Consider the following 18028-nt stretch of genomic DNA (forward strand, 5'->3'; position numbering starts at 1 on the left):
AGGGGTTATTTAGCAATCCGCCATATTTACAGCCACAGCCAAACCACCTTCTGAAGTTTCTTTGTATTTGGAATTCATGTCTTTGGCCGTTTGCCACATGGTGTCGATGACTTTGTCTAACGGTACTTTGGCATTTTTGGCATCCGTTTCCATGGCCAATTCTGCGGCATTGATGGCTTTAATAGCGCCCATAGTATTGCGTTCGATACACGGAATTTGAACCAAACCACCAATAGGATCACAGGTTAAGCCTAAATGATGTTCCATAGCGATTTCAGCTGCCATTAACACTTGCTCCGGTGTTCCGCCCATCACTTCACACAAAGCTCCGGCCGCCATGGCTGAGGAAACTCCGATTTCGGCTTGACATCCGCCCATAGCCGCGGAAATGGTTGAGCCTTTTTTGAAGATGCTGCCAATTTCTCCGGCCACCATTAGGAATTGTTTGATTTGTTTCTCGTCGGCTTGGTGGTTTTCTATCACCATGTAGTACATCAATACGGCCGGAATTACGCCGGCGCTACCATTGGTTGGCGCGGTTACGACTCTACCTAAAGCAGCATTGACTTCATTGACCGCTAAGGCAAAACAGCTAACCCATTTAAGGATTTGGCGAAACTTCACTTCGGTTTTACGGATGGTTTCCAGCCATTCTTGAGGCGAATTATAGTTGGCTAGCCCGATGAGATTTTGGTGCATGTCGAAAGCCCTGCGACGAACGTTTAAGCCGCCGGGAAGTATGCCTTCGGAATGGCAACCAATAAACATACATTCTAACATGGTGTTCCAAATGCGCATCAATTCGCTGTGCACTTCTGCCTCGGGACGCATCGAAATTTCATTGGCATACACTATTTCGGAAATCGATTTATTTTCTTTGATGGTGTATTCCAACAATTCGGCAGCATTCTGAATAGGGAAGGGAAACGCACATTTAATTTGGTGTTTCTTTTGGGCATTGATTCTTTCTTCTTTTACCACAAAGCCGCCACCGATGGAATAGAAGGTAGAGATAATTTGTTTTCCCTCAGTGGTAGTAGCGGTAAAGGTCATTCCATTAGCATGAAAAGGCAAAAAGTTTTTATTGAAAACGATAGCTGTTTCCGGATTGAAGTCGATTACCAGCTCGTTGGCCAAATTAATTTGCTGCGTTTTTGCAATAGTCTGAATAATACTATCGATATTTTGTACGGGAATATATTCCGGATCTTGACCACTTAGTCCTAACATTACGGCATAATCTGTGGCATGACCTTTTCCTGTTAACGATAACGAACCATACAAATCTACTTTTATGGTAGTGATTTTATTTAACTGATTGTCTTCTCTTAATTCCTTTATAAAACGTTCTGCAGCGCGCCAAGGGCCGAGTGTGTGTGAACTTGAAGGTCCGACACCAATTTTAAGCATATCAAATACCGAAATGCATTCTTCCATTACTATATCGATTTAGTTGCGACAAAGATATTCAAATTAGTGTTCAGTTGTCAGTTGTCAGTGTTCAGTTTTTTTTGATTTTTTGGTCCAAACTTATAGACTCTTTTGTTAGTAAATAAACTTTGTAATTCAAAGTACTTTTAATTTATTTGTTTTTTTATAATTTAGCCAAAAAAAATCATGGAATTCTTTGTAGAACGACATTCAATCGTTAGAAAAATTTGGGGCAAGAGCGACACCATTTTATTCATTTTTGCCGGTGCTGCGGCTGAGTTTGCTTTGAACAAAGCGGTCGATTGGCTTTACTTTACCGGAAAGTTGCCATCGGATCCTTTGGGTCGTTTGTTTTCAACGGTAAGGTATGCCCGAATGATAGTATTTGCTCCAAAAGAAGAAGCCGATAAAGCCATTGATACCATGCGAAAAATACACAGTGCTGTAGAGGAAAATCGCGGTGCAGTCATTCCCGATTGGGCGTATCGCGATGTGTTGTTTATGTTGATTCATTATTCCATTGCGGCTTATGAACTGCTTGAAACAAAATTAACCGAGGCAGAAAAGGAAGAAGTGTACAATGTCTTTTATCGCGTTGGTGTTAGAATGGGATTAAAGGAATTACCAACGAATTATATGGAATGGCTACCGGTAAGAGAAGCTCATTTAATGGCCGACTTGCAAAAGAGTGCGTTTACAGCCGATCTTTTTAAGCAATACAAAAAACACCTTGGCACTATGCGTTTTAAAGTTTTAATCGAAGGGCAAAAACTAGTTTGTCCGAATAGGGTCAAAGTTTTATTACAGTTTAGCGATTTCTCTTTGCTAACGCCTGTCGTGCCACTGTATAAAGCAAGTAGATTGCTGAAAATAGATGGGTTGCTTAAAGGAATCTTACTGCCGTCTGACTATAAAGAACAAATTAAAGCATTGGACGTTTACTAAAGAAAATCAATCCGGAATGGTTTCTGTAAGCATTGCTTTCCCGTCTTTGTCGTAGTAAGTACAAGTCATTTTTTCCATACAAACCAACCATTTTTCAACACCCGATTTAGCACAATCATTACAAAAAGTCATATAATCGGTTTGGCCTTGTTGGTGCGCTTTTAAATCGATTTTGAATTGGTCGATATTGCTTTTTTCGGCTACAGTTAAGGAGTCGTATTTTGCGAGTGCCGTAATTTTGTAGTTGTCTTTTCCAAAATAAGCTGTGTGACCATCTGAAACAAAGGCTTCATAATGAGTTACACCCAATTGGATAAGCTCTTGTACATAATTAGGGAAATCGGCTCCCGATTGTACTTTCGCATGGGCCGATTTGATTTGTTCTAAGGTGAACATGGTTTTGATTTTAGTTGCCGGCTAAAATAAATAAATATTCTAAAAAAAGAGGATTAACTGTCGTTTGAAATGATTATCTCAAGTTGTTTAATTCTTCTTCCTCTTCTGTTATTTCTGTAAGGTCAGTATTAAAATACGCTGTTACCTTTTTTTCATCTTTTTGATTTTGACGAATCAGATAAGCAACCAATCCAATAGCGGCAATCGCTACAATAATTATTATAATCCAATTGATTTCCATGACTTAAGGTTTTATCTAAAGGTAAAAAAAATTAGTGTCTAAATCCTATAATACGGATTATCAAATTGTTAATTGTGAGTGGTTTAAAATGAAATTGGGGTTTACAACAACCCTGAACCCAATCCTAAAGAAATCAATATCAGCAGTACAGCTACGGTTACTTTTACAAACTGTAAAGTTACCTTTTTCAATAGTTTGTTCCCAAGGTAAGCTCCGGCAATAGCAGATAAAGTAGCACAAATCACCAAAGGTAAATTGTTTGTCAGCCCGGCTTTGTCGAAGCTGCTAGTGTACACACTCAAACGGGTAATGTCTACAAAAGTGGAAACCACAACGGTAGTTGCGATAAATGATTCTTTAGACAAACCGGCTTTGATTAAAAAAGCACTTCTGAGCGCGCCTTGAACACCGGCCAATCCGCCAAAGAAACCACTCAAAACACCACCGAGCGGTAATTTTTCGGGGCCAAATTCTAGTCGGCTGAAATAGGGAATAAGGTCAAGTAAAGCAAAAATGATTAACAAGACAGCCACGATAAACTTCACCGGAAAGACTTCAATGGTTTTGTCAAAAAGGGTATAAGTAAAAAGCGGTTCAATATCAGAAATATTCAATAACAACCACGAACCCAAAGCAGCTGCAATAATGGCCGGAATGCCGAAACGCAGTACAACTTTGCGGTCAGCTTTTTTTCCCACTAAAATCAACTTAAATACATTATTGATAAAATGGACAACACCGGTGAGTCCGATGGCAATATTTACCGGAAAGAAAATCATAAATACCGGTGTTAAGATGGTACCCAATCCAAATCCGGAAAAGAAGGTCAGTAGAGCTACAACAAAAGCAATTATTGAAATAATATAGATTTCCATGGTGACCTAAAGACTATAATAAATGGCCATAAAATGTAGTATGGTTCCCAATAAAACAAAGACATGCCAAATGGTGTGATAGTAATTTTTATAACTCTTGACATAAAAATAAACCCCAACGGTATAGCTCAATCCACCGGCTAATATCCACCAAAAAACGTTTAGCGGTACTGAATTAATTAACGGTTTAATCACAAATACAATCATCCAACCCATCACTAAATAAAGCACCACCGACAACCATTCGAACTTGTTGATGAAAAAGATTTTGAAAAACATCCCTAAAAATACTACCGTCCACATCGTAGTCAGAAATACAAAAGCTGTTTCACTCGGCAGGTATTTAATCATCAAGGGTGTATAAGTGCCGGCAATGAGAAAATAAATACTGATATGGTCGGCAATTTGTAACCAACTTTTGGTCTTTTCTTTTTGCGCAAAATGATAAAAAGTAGAACAACTGTAAACCAAAAACATCCCAACAGCAAAAGCGGCCACCGAATAAAAAGTCGTTAAGTCGTTGTCGTTATAAGTGATAGCCAAGACAATGGGCATCGCGATGAGACAAAACAATACGCCTAAACCATGGGAAAGGGCGTTGGCCAATTCTTCTTTACGGGTTTGTTCACGGTGTTTCATCAAAGTAGTAATGTGTGCTGTAAAAATAGTAAAAAGCAAGCATGGTTATATGCACAACGGTTTTAAAAATCCGGAGTTGTATTATTGGGCTTTTTAACTTTAGCAAGGAGTTTGCCTAATCCGACAAAGGCAACGGCCAAAACCATAAAAACCAATACTAAAGTACCACTATTTACCAACACTTTTTCCAAACCCAAGGCATTTACATTCACAAACGGGTAGGGATAAAAACCAGAAAGATGGCCGCGGAAAAGAATGTATACCAAGTAAAATAAAGGATAAAGCAACCAACTCGGGATGGCTTTCCACGAAACCGCTTTTTTATTTTCATAAGCCATCCAAAATACAATAACATAAATTGGGATGACTGAATGCAACAGTTCATCAATCACTCTTTGCATTCCTGTTGATTCCCAAATCCAGCGCAATACCAACTGATAAACGGTACCTACCACTGTTATGTAAAGAGTTGTAGCCGTTAGAAAACCCGGTTTTTCAAAGCGCGACACCAACGAACGAGGTTTTTGATACCACAATACCGAGAAATACAAAGCCACCAAACAATTGGTAAGTATGGTAAAGAAACTAAAAAAGCGTATGGTGGTTTCTGTTAACGACTCCACACGGTTTTGCATCATTAGCACAAATTGCAGGATTACCGCAAACCAACCTATGGCAGCACCAACAAAAATGGCTTTATGTTGAAGCTTTTCCATCATCTCAAGGACAAACTATTTTTTTTAAAGGCATATTGTAGTTGAATTCCAATTTAGCAATGTCTTTGAAACGGGTTCCGTTTTTAACGCGTTCTCCATAGCCTTCCACAAACTGATTGTCCACCAATTTAAAGGCAATTTGACGCTCACTACTAACTCCTTCGGATTCAAAAGTGTAATCGGCTATCAAAATATTGTTGACCATTTTCCCTTTAAAAGTTCCTGTGTTGAGGTCTTTACCCACAAAAGCATACGTTAAAGTCCCGCTAATGTCCTTCGAATGGTATTGGATTTCCATTTCTATGATGTTGCCTTCCAAGTTGGCTACATAACAATCTTTAAGTGTATTGATATTTGTTTTGGGAGTTGTTTTGGTTTTAACCGGCATTTTTTCAGGGGTTTCCGGCACTTCTTTTTTACACCCGATAATCATCGAGGTAGTTAAAAAGACTAAGGCAAAACATTTTTTCATGGGTTAGGGTTGAGTTTTAATTGTTTTTTTAATTCCAAAGATTCTAATGTACTTAATCTTGAAAAAGTACTTAATGTTTCAGCGGTCTTTTTTTAATCATGCCGCCTTTGGTGTCTTTTATGCTGTTCATTACCACAAAAGCGGTAGGTTCAATTTTTTCAATTTCAGTATTGAGTTTGTTCAGTTCCAATCGGGTGATTACCGTGTAAATAATTTCTACTTCCTTGGTTTCCCCGCGTTTGCCATAACCGCGTTTACCGCTGTATACTGTAACGCCACGGCCCATAACCTCAATAATCATCTGACGGATTTCATTGCTTTTAGAGGAAACTATAGTCACTCCGATATATTCATCAATACCTTCCACAATAAAATCTAAGGTTTTGGAAGCGGCCAAATAGGTAATCATCGAATAAAGTGCTACTTCTATGCCTAAGAAATAAGCCGCCGCAGAGAAGATCAAGATATTGATCATTACTATAATATCGCCAATGGTTGTCCCGAATTTTCTACTTAGAAATATCGCCAAAACTTCAGTGCCGTCAATCACGGCACCGCCTCGAACAGACAGTCCGATTCCGGCTCCCAGGAAAAATCCGCCAAAAACGGCTACCAATAAATTGTCATCGGTTACATTGGGGAACGTTACCGTAGCCAAGCAAATGGCCAGCCCGCCAATGGCCAAAGCGGTTTTAATGGCAAAGGCTTTCCCCATCACGCGATAGCCCATAATCACAAAGGGTAAGTTAACCCCAATGATGAGCAGGTATAACGGTATGTTTGTCAGGATTGAAATGAGCAACGAAATCCCGGTAGCGCCACCGTCAATAAAGTGATTGGTGAGCAAAAAGCCTTTGAATCCGAAGGAAGCCGAAAAGATACCCAAAGTAATCAATATAAAATCTTTGAAATTCCTTTTGGCTAAAATCACAAATTCCCGATAGCCTTTGGCCAATTCATATTTAGAATAGCTTTTGGTTTTACCGCTTTTTTTACGCGGTTTTTTGAGGATGGTTTCAATAATGACTTTTTCCCAGAATGAATTCATATCAGGTGATTTTGAGTGCGTGTACAGATTAATTGGGTTAATTTACAATAAATTGTCGAAAGCTACAAACTGTTATTTAGAAGGGTTGGTTCTTTAGCTCTTTAGTGGCAAGTGCAGACACTTTATTCTCGGCATTGAGCGTTACTCGTAATTCTCTTTTAAAAAGTGGTTTTTCATACTGTATGGCATACCTAAACAAAAGTTCATCGGTTACCTCGTTATGAATCACTTCAGTTAACTTTAAATCGATAAACTTTCCGTTGCGCAAGATGATTTTTTGACAAGTGGCCGATATCTTTTCGGCGGTGGCATTGGCTATCACTTTGCTTGTGGCTTCGGCCGTAGTAAAAGCTTTAAAACGCGAAGTGTTGCAGGCTTCCAAAACCCGTTTGCCCAACTCATACGCTTTGGTTTTTTTGGCCGTTTCCACTGCTTCGGGTGGTAGAATAACCGCCGTTCTTTTTTCGGTAGCCACGGTTTCGGTTACGCTTTTTGGGGTTTTGCACGACAGCCATAAAAAAATACTAAAGAAGACCAATGCTTTTTTCATATGCTTTGTTTTGAGTCAGCAAGGTACTTTTTTTGCTCCTGTAACCCTAACGCCTTAACATTTTGATAATATCAATTCTGTTGATACAACCATCAAAAATCTCCATTTTTTAAGCCTTGATTTTAGCTTTGAATTTGTATTTTTGAAGCACTTAAAATCCTTGCAATGAAAATTGTCATCTCTCCGGCCAAATCTTTGAATTTTGATAAAACGGTTCCGGTAACTGCTTATACGGAGCCGCTGTTTTTGAAACAAGCCGCTACCATTCAGAATACTTTGAAAAAGAAAAAGCCCAAACAGCTTTCAGCTTTGATGGACATCTCCGAAAAGTTGGCGGAGTTGAATTGGCAACGCAACCAAGACTGGCAACTGCCGTTTACCCCTGATAATGCCCGTCAGGCGGTTTATGCTTTTGATGGCGATGTGTATACCGGTTTGGATGTGTACAGTTTGCCGGTGGAACAATTACCGGAATTGCAGGACAAACTCCGAATCCTGTCGGGTTTGTACGGTTTACTTAAGCCACTCGATTTAATGCAGGCTTACCGTTTGGAAATGGGCACGTCTATGCCCGTGGGCAAAAACAAAAACCTCTACGAGTTTTGGAAAAAAACCATTACCAAAGCCTTGAACGACGAATTACAAAAAGACGAGTTGTTTATCAACCTCGCGAGCAACGAATACTTTAGTGCAGTAGATGCCAAAACCTTGAAAGTGCCGGTGATTACGCCCGAATTCAAAGACTACAAAGACGGAAAACTTAAAATGATTAGTTTTTTTGCCAAAAAGGCGAGAGGCTTAATGGTGCGCTATATCATTGACACCAATGCCGAAACTATAGATGATTTAAAAGGATTTAATTACGAAGGTTACGCCTTTGACGCAAATCTGAGTAAGGGGAATACGTTGGTGTTTACGAGGTGAGTTGTGAAGTTTTTGGCCACGAATAATTCAGATCGGACAGATTTTTACCGATTTTAAAGCAGCGCTGCCTGGTTTTACCCTATAACTCAATTGAATGCAAGTTTGTCCTGCTGAACCTGTCGAATCACTTCCCACAAAACAATTAAACACTTACCCCAAAAAGATATCCTACCAACGCTGAAAGTACCATAGCAATGGTTCCCCATATTGTAATACGCAATATGGCTTTTTTAATGCTTGAACCACCGGTTTTGGCAGCCGTGGCTCCCAATATGATTAGGAAAATAGTGGTGAAACCATATAGCCAATATTCCATTTGGAGCACGGGTGCAAAGAGGATAACTAAAAGCGGTAACAGACCACCAACACTAAACGCGGCACCTGAGGCTAAGGCGGCTTGAATAGGGTTGGCCTGACTAATTTCATTAATCCCCAACTCGTCTCTAATGTGAGCGCCTAACGCGTCTTTTTCGGTTAGTTCGATAGCCACTTGCCTTGCGGTTTCTTTTTTTAGGCCTCGCTTCTCATAGATTTGCGCCAAAATGTTGAGCTCTTCCTCGGGCATTTCCCGAAGTTCTTTAATCTCTCTTTCAATGTCTGCTTTTTCGGTATCGGTTTGGGAACTTACCGAGACATATTCTCCGGCTGCCATAGACAAAGCACCGGCAACAAGACCGGCAACGGTGGCTAAAACAATAGGTTCTCTAGTGGCACTGGCAGCGGCTACGCCAATGGCCAAACTGGAAATAGAAATGATGCCGTCGTTGGCACCCAAAACAGCGGCTCTTAACCAATTGCTTCGGTGAATGTAATGGCTGTCCAGGTAGTTGTCTATGGTGATCATAAGCTTAGGATTTAGTTATAAAGTTACGATTATTTTGACCACGGATAACACAAATTAAACTGATTTTTGCGGATTTTTAAAGTGGCGCTTTTCTTTTATGGCTACTGTAGAAGTGGTGGTCAAAAGAATTAATAGGACAAGTAGAGGTTTTAGTTGGGTCATGATGGTGGGGTTTTGGTTTTTCTTTTTGTTTTTTGAGAATGGGCTAACATCTGTACTTTCGGGGTTTCCTTTTAGAACACTACGCAAAAACCTACATCAGAACGAGTTACTGATGGATATTTGTTTAAATTTACGCTTCTTAAACAATAGCTATGAAATTAAAAATTACATTCGGTTTAGTATGGTTTGCTGTTTTGGCTGCCAACGCACAAGTGGTGTTCGAGGAAAACGGGGTTATTGATGCCTCGTTGTATGTGTCCTCGGCCTTTGGGGTAGCTCCCGCTGATTTGGATGGGGATGGCGACAAAGACGTGGTGGTTCCTTCGTATTTTGGCAACCGCTTGGTTTGGTTGGAAAACCTTAACGGCAGTGCTACTGAAGTGACGGTGCATGTTATTTCAACCACCATACAAACACCATGGGGCGTGGCTGCGGCCGATTTAGATGCCGATGGCGATTTAGATATAGTTGCGACTTCTTTGTCGGGCAACACCCTTACTTGGTACAAAAATACCGATGGCAACGGCACCTTTGTCTTACAACAAGCTACCTATGCTTTTCAAGCCAATCAAGTTATCGTAGCCGATATGGACAACGACAACGACCCTGATTTACTCTGGGCTTCCAGTGCCGACGGGACCATCAAATGGATTCGAAATACGGATGGCTTAGGGACTTTTGGTACTACTTTTAATATCGAAACTAGTGCCTCTTCCGTGACGTCTATTTTTCCGGCTGATATTGATGGCGATGGCGATTTAGACGTGCTTTCAACCTATTCCATCAACAGTTCACAGGGCGTGGCTTGGTACAAAAACAATGGCCTTTCCGGTTTTGGAACACGCACTTTACTAACCAATGCCATCGATTTTGCTACGTCAGTCTATGCCGGCGATTTAGACGGTGACGGGGATATGGATGTGGCTACCGCCTCGGGTGGTGACAATAAAATAGCGTGGTACGAAAATCTTACGGGTACCGATGCTTTTGGTCCGCAACAAGTATTAACCACTTCGGCTGTTTCTGCGCAAGTTGTCCGCATAGTGGATGTAGATGGCGATAACGACAAAGACATCGTTTTTGGTTCGAATACCGATAGAAAATTAGGTTGGTTTGAAAACACCAACGGTAACGGAACTTTTGGCCCCGAAACCCTCATAGGCAACAACGGCGGCAGTGTACGCGACATAGAATTTGCCGATATGGACAACGATGGCGATTTAGATTTTATAGCGCCTATCGGCGGTAATAATGTGACTTTATTTACTAAGGCTAACAGTGCCGTCAGTTTTACGCCCACCATACTTACCAAACATATAGATGGCGGACGTGTAGTGGCTGCTGAGGATATTGACGGCGATGGCGATAAAGATTTGGTAGCCGCTTCCTACTGGGACGATAAAATATCCTGGTATGAAAACCTGGACGGTCAGGGCAATTACTACAATACGCAAGTACTTATTGATTATTTTGTTAACGGTGCATCTTCTGTATTCGTAGGCGATGTGGATGGTGATGGCTTTAAAGATGTACTGGCAACGTCCTACTTAGACAATAAAGTCATTTGGTATAAAAACACCGACGGTTTGGGTACTTTTGCCGCTCCGGTAGCCATTGATACCAACCTGTACCTGGCCTCAAAAGTGTATTTGTCTGATATTGATAATGATGGTGATATGGATGTGTTTGCCCTCGGTACCACCCGTGTAGCTTGGTATAAAAATTTGGGTTCAGGCACCTTTGGTCCGCAACAAACCATTGATAATATCAGCAATTTTACCATGTATCGCATCGATTTCGGCGATTTAGACGGCGACAGTGATTTGGATTTATCGGTAGCCGGCAGTTATGGAATGATGCGTTTTATGAATACCAATGGCTTGGGAACTTTCAGTGCCAGAATATTACTTGAAACCAGTACTTACAAAGCTTACTCTACTAAGATAGCCGACCTTGACAACGATGGTGATAACGATTTGATTTATATAGGCGATATAGGCCAAACATCCTCGAACTCTTATTTGGGTTGGTCTAAAAACTTGAATGGTTTGGGGAATTTTGGTCCCATTCAAATCATCAGCACTCTTTTTGCCTATCCAAAAGACCTCATAGTAGCCGATTTTGACAATGATGGTGATAAAGACATTGCTTCGGCTTCTGCCGGCACTATTAATCCGCTCATAGCCTGGTATGAAAATACCGATGGGTTGGGCGCTTTTGCCAATACCCAACAAATAATTGCCCAAAATATTTTTAGTCCGAATACCTTAGTAGCTTCGGATATCAACAACGATGGCAAAGTTGATATTGTAGCGATTTCAGAGGAAGACCAGCTTTTGTGGTATGGCAACACCGGAGTGCAAACGTCTAACAGTATCAGTGGAAACGTGCGTTTCGATTTGTTAGGCGATGGTTGTACCGAAGCCGATGCCTTGGTTAGTGGTGTGTTGCTGGTTGCCACAGATAGTAATGGTTCTAATGCTACATTTTCACAAGAAAACGGACAATTTCAAATTTATACGACCGAAGACGGCATAGTAACCACGCAGGTTACTTCGCAGTTGCCAACGTATTATGCTGCCAGTCCGGCGAGTTTTCAATCTAATTTTACAGGCTTAGGCAACAGTGATACGGTTAATTTTTGTATAGCGCCTATTGCCAATATCAATGATTTGGTCGTTAGCTTTTATCCCACGATTAACGATCCGAGACCCGGCTTTATGACAGGTTACCGCATAGTTTATAAAAATGTAGGAACTACTCAATTGAGTGGAACAGTGTCTTTTGAGTTTGACAATACCAAATTGAATTTCTTGGATGCTACCACAGCTATAGCTTCGCAAACCGCTAATACTTTGACTTTTAATTTTACCAATATAAATCCATTCGAAACCCGTACCATTGATTTGCGATTCAATGTATTTGCACCACCGGTTACCAATATTGATGAGGTATTGTTGTCCACAGCTACCATCAACCCAATTGGAGGCGATTATACGCCCGAAGACAATGTGTTTCAATACAGTCAGGTGGTTATTGGTTCCTACGATCCCAACGATATTACCTGTTTGGAAGGCGACCAAGTTTTAATAGCTGATGCTGATGAATACCTTCATTACCTCATTCGTTTTCAAAACACCGGAACGGCCAGCGCTATCAATGTGAGGGTTGACCATACCTTGGACAGCAAATTGGATTGGACCACCATGCAGTTGGAAAGCTTGAGTCATGCCGGTCGTGTAGCTATCAGCAATGGGAGTGAAGTGAGTTTTATTTTCGACAACATCAATTTGCCGGATAGTACTACTGATGAACCTAACTCTCATGGGTTTATTACTTATAAAATCAAACCACAAAGCAATGTTGTGTTGGGCGATGTTATAAACGCGGTAGCCGCCATTTATTTCGATTTCAATCCGCCAATTATTACCAATACAGCTTCTACCGTATTTGTGGAAACCTTATCAGTAGTTGATTTTGAAGCGGCTAAAGTAACGGTATATCCCAATCCGACTCAAGGCATTTTGACAGTGGTATCCGAGATTCCTATTGAAAGCATTGGCCTATACAATCAATTAGGACAATTAGTCCTTACGGTGAAAGATACTTCTGTGATAGATGTTGCTTCCTTGCGTCAAGGGGTGTATTTAATGACTTTGAAAGATGCTTCCGGTACAACTTGGACCAAAAAGATAATCAAACAGTAACCTCAGGCTGGTTTTTAAGGCTTATAAAGCCGTTTTAGACTTGCATAAAGATTTTGTCTTATTATAAAAAAAAGCCCTGTAAAGGGGCTTTTTTTTATCGCATATAATAATACTCTTGGTATTCTAAATTGGTTTCCCGACTGATTTTGCGTTGGTCACGGGCTAGTTCTCTCATGGCTTCAACCCCTTTTTTGGCGCAACGTTTAACTTTTGTCAGGCGAGAGGAGAAGTCCATTAGTTTTTGGGCGTCTTCCGGACTTAACTTGGTTTGCAGTTCTTCTACAAAATTGGAGAACTCATTAACCACTTCTTGGTTTTCGTCATATTCGGTAGTCAGGTCTTCTAACAGGTAATCAATTTCTTTGCTGATCTCTTTGAGGTGGCTTTCGCTTTTTTGGTGAAGTTCCTCTATGAGTTTCTTCTCTCGGTTGTTAAATAGTCCCATGACGTTTTGGTTTAATAGGTTGTTTTTTGACAGTAGTAAACCAAATTTAGGAAATTGTTTTCAGAAATCTTGCAAATTGTTAATAACTAAGCAATTACGGTGATAATTATCGGGATGTAACTTGATAAATAATCACTATAGTCAAAATCTATACATAATGTTTAAATATTTGTTTTCCAACACTATATGTGTATTTATTTAAAGTATATTTTGGATAAACTTTCCGGTGCTGTCCGTTCCGTTTTTAGAGAGGAATTGTATAAAGCTACTGCCGATTATCGCTCCTTTTTGGTGTTTGGTGGCTTGGTAAAAAGTGGTTTTATTGCTAATACCGAAACCTACAATTTGAGGATTTTTCAAATGCATGGCAGCAATTCTTTCAAAATAAGCTTCCTGATTTTCATCAAAACGATCTTTGCTTCCGGTGACGCTTGCACTACTCACCATATAGATAAATGCATTGGAGTTAGCGTCAATCAAACGAATTCGCTCTTCGGAAGTTTGTGGGGTAATGAGGAAAATCATCGAAATACCATGACTTTCAAAGTATTCTTTGTATTCTGAAAGGTAGATTTCTAAAGGCAAATCGGGGATTATCAGTCCGTCGATGCCGGTTTCTTGACATTGTTTCAAAAAATTTTCTATACCATATTGCAGTATCGGATTGAAATACCCCATAATGATTAAGGGGATTTTTACCGTGTTTCGAATGCTGGTTAATTGCTCAAAAAGCAGCGCGGTAGTCATGCCGTTTTTCAAAGCTTGGGTAGAGCTAGCTTGTATGGTAGTACCATCGGCTAAAGGGTCGCTAAAAGGCAGCCCGATCTCTATCATACTGACCTTGTTTTTGGCTAAATCTTCTATTAAATCTCTGGTGTCATTTAAAGTGGGGAAGCCTGCTGTAAAATAAATAGATAGGATTTTATCAGTAGTGGTAAATTGTTGTTGGATTCTATTCATGATTACAGGTTGAAATAGTTAATAAAAGTATTCAAATCTTTGTCGCCACGACCGGATAAATTGATGACCACAACGTCATTTGGCAAGAACTTTTTATGCTTCAAAACGGCAAAAGCATGAGCAGTTTCTATGGCGGGAATGATGCCTTCGGTTTGGGCTAATTCTATGCCGGCTTGCATAGCGTCGTCGTCAGTAATGGCAATAAACTCGGCGCGTTGGGTTTGGTAAAGATTAGCATGCATTGGCCCAACGCCCGGATAATCTAATCCAGCGGAAATAGAGTAGGGCTCGGTGATTTGCCCGTCGGCCGTTTGCATTAACAAGGTTTTGCTGCCGTGGATGATGCCGATTTTACCCAAAACAGAAGTCGCAGCACTTTCGCCTGAATCAATGCCTTTTCCGGCAGCTTCTACAGCAATAAGTTTTACGTTTTCTTCGTCTAAAAAGTGATAGAACGCTCCGGCTGCATTGCTGCCGCCGCCAACGCAGGCTATGACGTAGTCGGGGTTTTCTCTGTTTTCTTTTTCTAATAACTGACTTTTAATCTCCTCGGAAATCACACTTTGGAACCGCGCTACCATATCAGGGTAAGGATGAGGTCCCACAACCGAACCGATAATGTAAAACGTGTCTTCGGGGTTGCTGATCCAATCGCGAATAGCTTCGTTTGTGGCGTCTTTCAAGGTTTTTGAGCCTGAAGTCGCTGAACGCACTTCGACCCCGAGCATTTTCATACGTGCTACATTCGGGGCTTGGCGTTCGATATCGACTTCGCCCATATAAACAATGCATTGTAAGCCCATTAGCGCACAAACGGTTGCGGTGGCTACACCGTGTTGGCCGGCACCGGTTTCGGCTATGATTCGGGTTTTGCCTAAGCGCTTGGCCAAAAGGATCTGTCCGATGGTGTTATTGATTTTGTGCGCGCCGGTATGACACAAGTCTTCGCGTTTAAGGTAGATTTTAGCGCCAAATTGATCCGATAAACGCTTGGCGTAGTAAAGAGGCGTAGGGCGACCGACATAATCCTTTAAAAGCGCTTTAAATTCGTCTTGAAACGAAGGCTCGGTACTGATGGCTAAATACTGTTGGCGCAAAGCTTCCACATTCGGGTAAAGCATTTCGGGGATGAATGCTCCGCCAAAGTCGCTGTAGAAGCCCTTTTCGTTGATGTTGTAGGTTGGATTCATAACGTATGTTTAAAGTTTTGCATAAATGTTTTTATGGTTTCCGGGTTTTTAAGTCCGGGTTCGATTTCGAATTGGCTGTTGCTGTCTATAGCGATGCATTGCTTGGCATAGTCTTTTTGAAAAAAATCTTTTAAATCAGTAATGTTATCCGGACCAATGCCGCCACTTAAAAGGTAAGGTTTGTCTAGCGAATACTTTTCTAAAATGCGCCAATCGAACGTTGTTCCGTTGCCGCCGTAGTTAGTTCCTTTAGTGTCAAATAAGAAATGGTCGCAAGAATTAAAATATTTATTTAAAATGTTAAAATTAAATAGATTATCTATATTAAACGATTTTATTACTTTAAGTTTTTTTTGTTGTAATGAACTACAGAATTCGGGCGATTCTTCCCCGTGTAGTTGCACTAAATTCAATACATGGGTAGTCACTTTTTCCATGATTTCTTCTAAAGTCGCATTGACAAACACGCCCACTTTTTGAATGGATTGGTCTAAAGTCGGAATCTCGTTTTCAACATATCTTGGCGATTTAGCATAGAAAATAAAGCCCAAATAATCGGGTTGCAAAGCGGCTATTTCCAGGATGTTTTCCGGATGTTTCATGCCGCAGATTTTGATTTTGGTTTCCATTAGACCTTTAGTTTATTGATGAATTGTTCCAATGCTTGTCCGGGATTGTCAGTCTTCATCAAGCTTTCTCCGATTAGAAACCCTTGAAATCCGTGGCTTTGTAATTCTTTTATGTCTTCAATAGTGCTCAAACCACTTTCAGAGATCTTGACAAAGTCGGCCGGAAGATGAGGAATCAAATCGATACTATTTTGCAAACTCACTTCAAATGTTTTAAGGTTTCTATTGTTGACGCCAATGATATCAAGACTTGGCATAATGCTTTTCTCCAATTCTTCCTGATTGTGTACTTCTAATAAGACTTCCAACGCGATAGAATGCGCGAATTCAGATAGCGATTTGATTTCGGCTTGGGTTAAAACGGTGGCAATTAAGAGTATGGCGTCGGCACCATTGGCTTTCGCTTCTAAGATTTGGTACTCATCGATAATGAATTCCTTGCGCAATAGAGGTGTATTTACGGCGACTTTCGCCAAAAGCAAATCGTCTAACGAACCCCCAAAATACTGACTGTCCGTTAAAACAGAAATCCCGCTCGCACCGGCGTTTTCGTAGCCTGTAACGACTTCTTCCACCGATAGACTGTGATTGATAGTGCCTTTGGAAGGCGAATGGCGTTTGTGTTCGGCGATAATTCCGAAAGGGGAATTGAGGATAGATTTGCTTAACGAATGGGTTTTAGCGTTGAATAAAGCCGTATTTTCCAATTGGTTAATGGCAATAACGCTTTTCTTTAAAGCGATTTCTTTTCGTTTACTGGCGATGATTTGATCTAGTATGTTCATGAGGCTTGGCTGATTTGTTGGAGTTTCTGTAATTTTTCTAACCCTTTTCCGGATTGCAGACTTTCTTTGGCTTTGGCGAAAGCGTTTAGAATACTTGAGTTTTCTACGGTTGAAATTGCCATAGCGGCATTGGCACAAACTACATTTTGCTGCGCTTCGGTACCGTTTCCGGAGATGATTTGCATAAAGATACGGGCCGATTCTTCGATAGTCGTGCCGCCTTTGATGTCTTCGAATGCTAGTTTGGTTAAGTTGAAATCATTGGCATTAACAATGCTTTCCGAAGATTTGGTAATGATTTTGGTCTCCGCGGTTAGCGAAATCTCATCATAGCCGTCTAAAGCGTGTAGGATTGAATAATTCACCGTTGTCTTTTGGTACAAATAAGCATACATACGCGCCAATTCCAAACTAAAAACGCCCACCAGTTGGTTCTTAGGAAATGACGGATTCACCATCGGTCCAAGCATATTGAAGAAGGTTTTGACGCCTAATTCTTTTCTAATCGGTCCTACATTTTTCATCGCGGGATGGAATAAGGGTGCGTGTAGTATGGCGATATTGGCTTCTTCGAGGCATTTGGTTAAAAATCCTTTGTCGTTGCTGAATTTTACACCCAAAGTTTCCATCACATTACTCGAGCCTGAAATAGACGAAACGCCGTAGTTGCCGTGTTTGGCGACCTGAATTCCGGCACCGGCTGTAACAAATGAGGCTAAGGTCGAAATGTTGAAGGTGTCTTTCCCGTCACCGCCGGTGCCACACAAATCGATGGTGTTGTAGGCTGAAAAGTCGATGGCTATGCAAAGTTCTAAAAGCGCTTCGCGAAAGCCGGAAAGCTCTTCGATGGTAATGTTTCGCATCATGAAGACCGTTAGGAATGACGCAATTTGACTCGGATTGTATTGCCCTGATGAGATGTTGACCAAAACGGTTTTGGCTTCTGCTTTGGACAGGGTTTCGTGATTGATTAATCGATTTAAGAGTGTTTTCATAGTACTTAGTTTTAGTGAACTGCCGAGAATCGACAGCGTAAAATGTTTACTGTCGACTTGTGGCAGACAGTAAA

The 18028-nt window shown here is 40.8% G+C and carries 19 protein-coding genes; 3 read left to right on the forward strand and 16 right to left on the reverse strand.

Annotation, left to right across the window (positions count from 1 at the left end):
* Positions 1 to 9: 9 nt before the first annotated feature.
* Complete coding sequence (locus ACIQ32_RS00485; RefSeq protein ID WP_396193677.1) at positions 10 to 1437, reverse strand: L-serine ammonia-lyase; 1428 nt, start codon at positions 1435 to 1437, stop codon at positions 10 to 12.
* 180 nt (positions 1438 to 1617) lie between these two features.
* Between ACIQ32_RS00485 and ACIQ32_RS00490 the strand changes: the two genes are divergently transcribed.
* Positions 1618 to 2376, forward strand: a complete 759-nt coding sequence (locus ACIQ32_RS00490) for an oxygenase MpaB family protein (protein ID WP_396193678.1) — start codon at positions 1618 to 1620, stop codon at positions 2374 to 2376.
* Positions 2377 to 2382: 6 nt separating this feature from the next.
* Here the strand turns inward: ACIQ32_RS00490 and ACIQ32_RS00495 are convergent, their stop codons facing one another.
* The 8 genes from ACIQ32_RS00495 to ACIQ32_RS00530 all read right to left on the reverse strand — a co-directional run bounded on the left by ACIQ32_RS00495 (position 2383) and on the right by ACIQ32_RS00530 (position 7313).
* Positions 2383 to 2772: a DUF1398 domain-containing protein gene (locus ACIQ32_RS00495; RefSeq protein WP_396193679.1), complete on the reverse strand. Its 390-nt coding sequence runs from the start codon at positions 2770 to 2772 to the stop codon at positions 2383 to 2385.
* Positions 2773 to 2845: 73 nt separating this feature from the next.
* Complete coding sequence (locus ACIQ32_RS00500) at positions 2846 to 3013, reverse strand: hypothetical protein (protein WP_396193680.1); 168 nt, start codon at positions 3011 to 3013, stop codon at positions 2846 to 2848.
* Positions 3014 to 3114: 101 nt separating this feature from the next.
* On the reverse strand, positions 3115 to 3888 hold the full coding sequence (locus ACIQ32_RS00505; RefSeq protein ID WP_396193681.1) for a sulfite exporter TauE/SafE family protein: 774 nt from the start codon (positions 3886 to 3888) through the stop codon (positions 3115 to 3117).
* A gap of 6 nt (positions 3889 to 3894) precedes the next feature.
* Positions 3895 to 4527: a hemolysin III family protein gene (locus ACIQ32_RS00510; protein WP_396193682.1), complete on the reverse strand. Its 633-nt coding sequence runs from the start codon at positions 4525 to 4527 to the stop codon at positions 3895 to 3897.
* 62 nt (positions 4528 to 4589) lie between these two features.
* Positions 4590 to 5246: a Pr6Pr family membrane protein gene (locus ACIQ32_RS00515; RefSeq protein ID WP_396193683.1), complete on the reverse strand. Its 657-nt coding sequence runs from the start codon at positions 5244 to 5246 to the stop codon at positions 4590 to 4592.
* A 1-nt stretch (position 5247) separates the two neighbouring features.
* The gene (locus ACIQ32_RS00520) at positions 5248 to 5715 is read right to left on the reverse strand and encodes a hypothetical protein (RefSeq protein ID WP_396193684.1); all 468 of its coding nucleotides are present in this window, start codon (positions 5713 to 5715) and stop codon (positions 5248 to 5250) included.
* Positions 5716 to 5785: 70 nt separating this feature from the next.
* Complete coding sequence (locus tag ACIQ32_RS00525) at positions 5786 to 6763, reverse strand: YitT family protein (protein WP_396193685.1); 978 nt, start codon at positions 6761 to 6763, stop codon at positions 5786 to 5788.
* 76 nt (positions 6764 to 6839) lie between these two features.
* Positions 6840 to 7313 (reverse strand): hypothetical protein, encoded by a 474-nt coding sequence (locus ACIQ32_RS00530; RefSeq protein ID WP_396193686.1) that lies wholly within the window; start codon positions 7311 to 7313, stop codon positions 6840 to 6842.
* 165 nt (positions 7314 to 7478) lie between these two features.
* On the opposite strand from ACIQ32_RS00530, the gene yaaA reads away from it, so the two are divergent.
* Positions 7479 to 8237 (forward strand): peroxide stress protein YaaA, encoded by a 759-nt coding sequence (gene yaaA / locus ACIQ32_RS00535; RefSeq protein WP_396193688.1) that lies wholly within the window; start codon positions 7479 to 7481, stop codon positions 8235 to 8237.
* Positions 8238 to 8379: 142 nt separating this feature from the next.
* Here yaaA and ACIQ32_RS00540 read toward each other — a convergent pair whose 3' ends face one another.
* Positions 8380 to 9081, reverse strand: coding sequence for a VIT family protein (locus ACIQ32_RS00540; protein ID WP_396193689.1), 702 nt, complete (start codon positions 9079 to 9081; stop codon positions 8380 to 8382).
* Positions 9082 to 9395: 314 nt separating this feature from the next.
* On the opposite strand from ACIQ32_RS00540, the gene ACIQ32_RS00545 reads away from it, so the two are divergent.
* Positions 9396 to 12950: a T9SS type A sorting domain-containing protein gene (locus tag ACIQ32_RS00545; RefSeq protein WP_396193690.1), complete on the forward strand. Its 3555-nt coding sequence runs from the start codon at positions 9396 to 9398 to the stop codon at positions 12948 to 12950.
* Positions 12951 to 13044: 94 nt separating this feature from the next.
* On the opposite strand, the gene ACIQ32_RS00550 is transcribed toward ACIQ32_RS00545, so the two are convergent.
* The 6 genes from ACIQ32_RS00550 to trpD all read right to left on the reverse strand — a co-directional run bounded on the left by ACIQ32_RS00550 (position 13045) and on the right by trpD (position 17954).
* Complete coding sequence (locus ACIQ32_RS00550) at positions 13045 to 13395, reverse strand: hypothetical protein (protein ID WP_396193691.1); 351 nt, start codon at positions 13393 to 13395, stop codon at positions 13045 to 13047.
* A 198-nt stretch (positions 13396 to 13593) separates the two neighbouring features.
* Entirely contained in the window at positions 13594 to 14355 is a 762-nt protein-coding gene (trpA, locus tag ACIQ32_RS00555) for a tryptophan synthase subunit alpha (protein ID WP_396193692.1), read from the reverse strand.
* Between the two features lie 2 nt (positions 14356 to 14357).
* Complete coding sequence (trpB, locus tag ACIQ32_RS00560; RefSeq protein WP_396193693.1) at positions 14358 to 15545, reverse strand: tryptophan synthase subunit beta; 1188 nt, start codon at positions 15543 to 15545, stop codon at positions 14358 to 14360.
* Positions 15542 to 16174, reverse strand: coding sequence for a phosphoribosylanthranilate isomerase (locus ACIQ32_RS00565; protein ID WP_396193694.1), 633 nt, complete (start codon positions 16172 to 16174; stop codon positions 15542 to 15544). Before ACIQ32_RS00565 ends, trpB begins: the two co-directional genes overlap by 4 nt.
* On the reverse strand, positions 16174 to 16959 hold the full coding sequence (gene trpC, locus ACIQ32_RS00570; RefSeq protein WP_396193695.1) for an indole-3-glycerol phosphate synthase TrpC: 786 nt from the start codon (positions 16957 to 16959) through the stop codon (positions 16174 to 16176). The genes ACIQ32_RS00565 and trpC overlap by 1 nt, the downstream gene beginning before the upstream one ends.
* Positions 16956 to 17954 carry an anthranilate phosphoribosyltransferase gene (trpD, locus tag ACIQ32_RS00575; protein WP_396193696.1) on the reverse strand — a complete coding sequence of 333 codons (999 nt, stop codon included), beginning with the start codon at positions 17952 to 17954 and terminating at the stop codon, positions 16956 to 16958. The genes trpC and trpD overlap by 4 nt, the downstream gene beginning before the upstream one ends.
* Positions 17955 to 18028: the final 74 nt, after the last annotated feature.

Source organism: Flavobacterium sp. (assembly GCF_044373165.1).
Lineage (GTDB): Bacteria > Bacteroidota > Bacteroidia > Flavobacteriales > Flavobacteriaceae > Flavobacterium.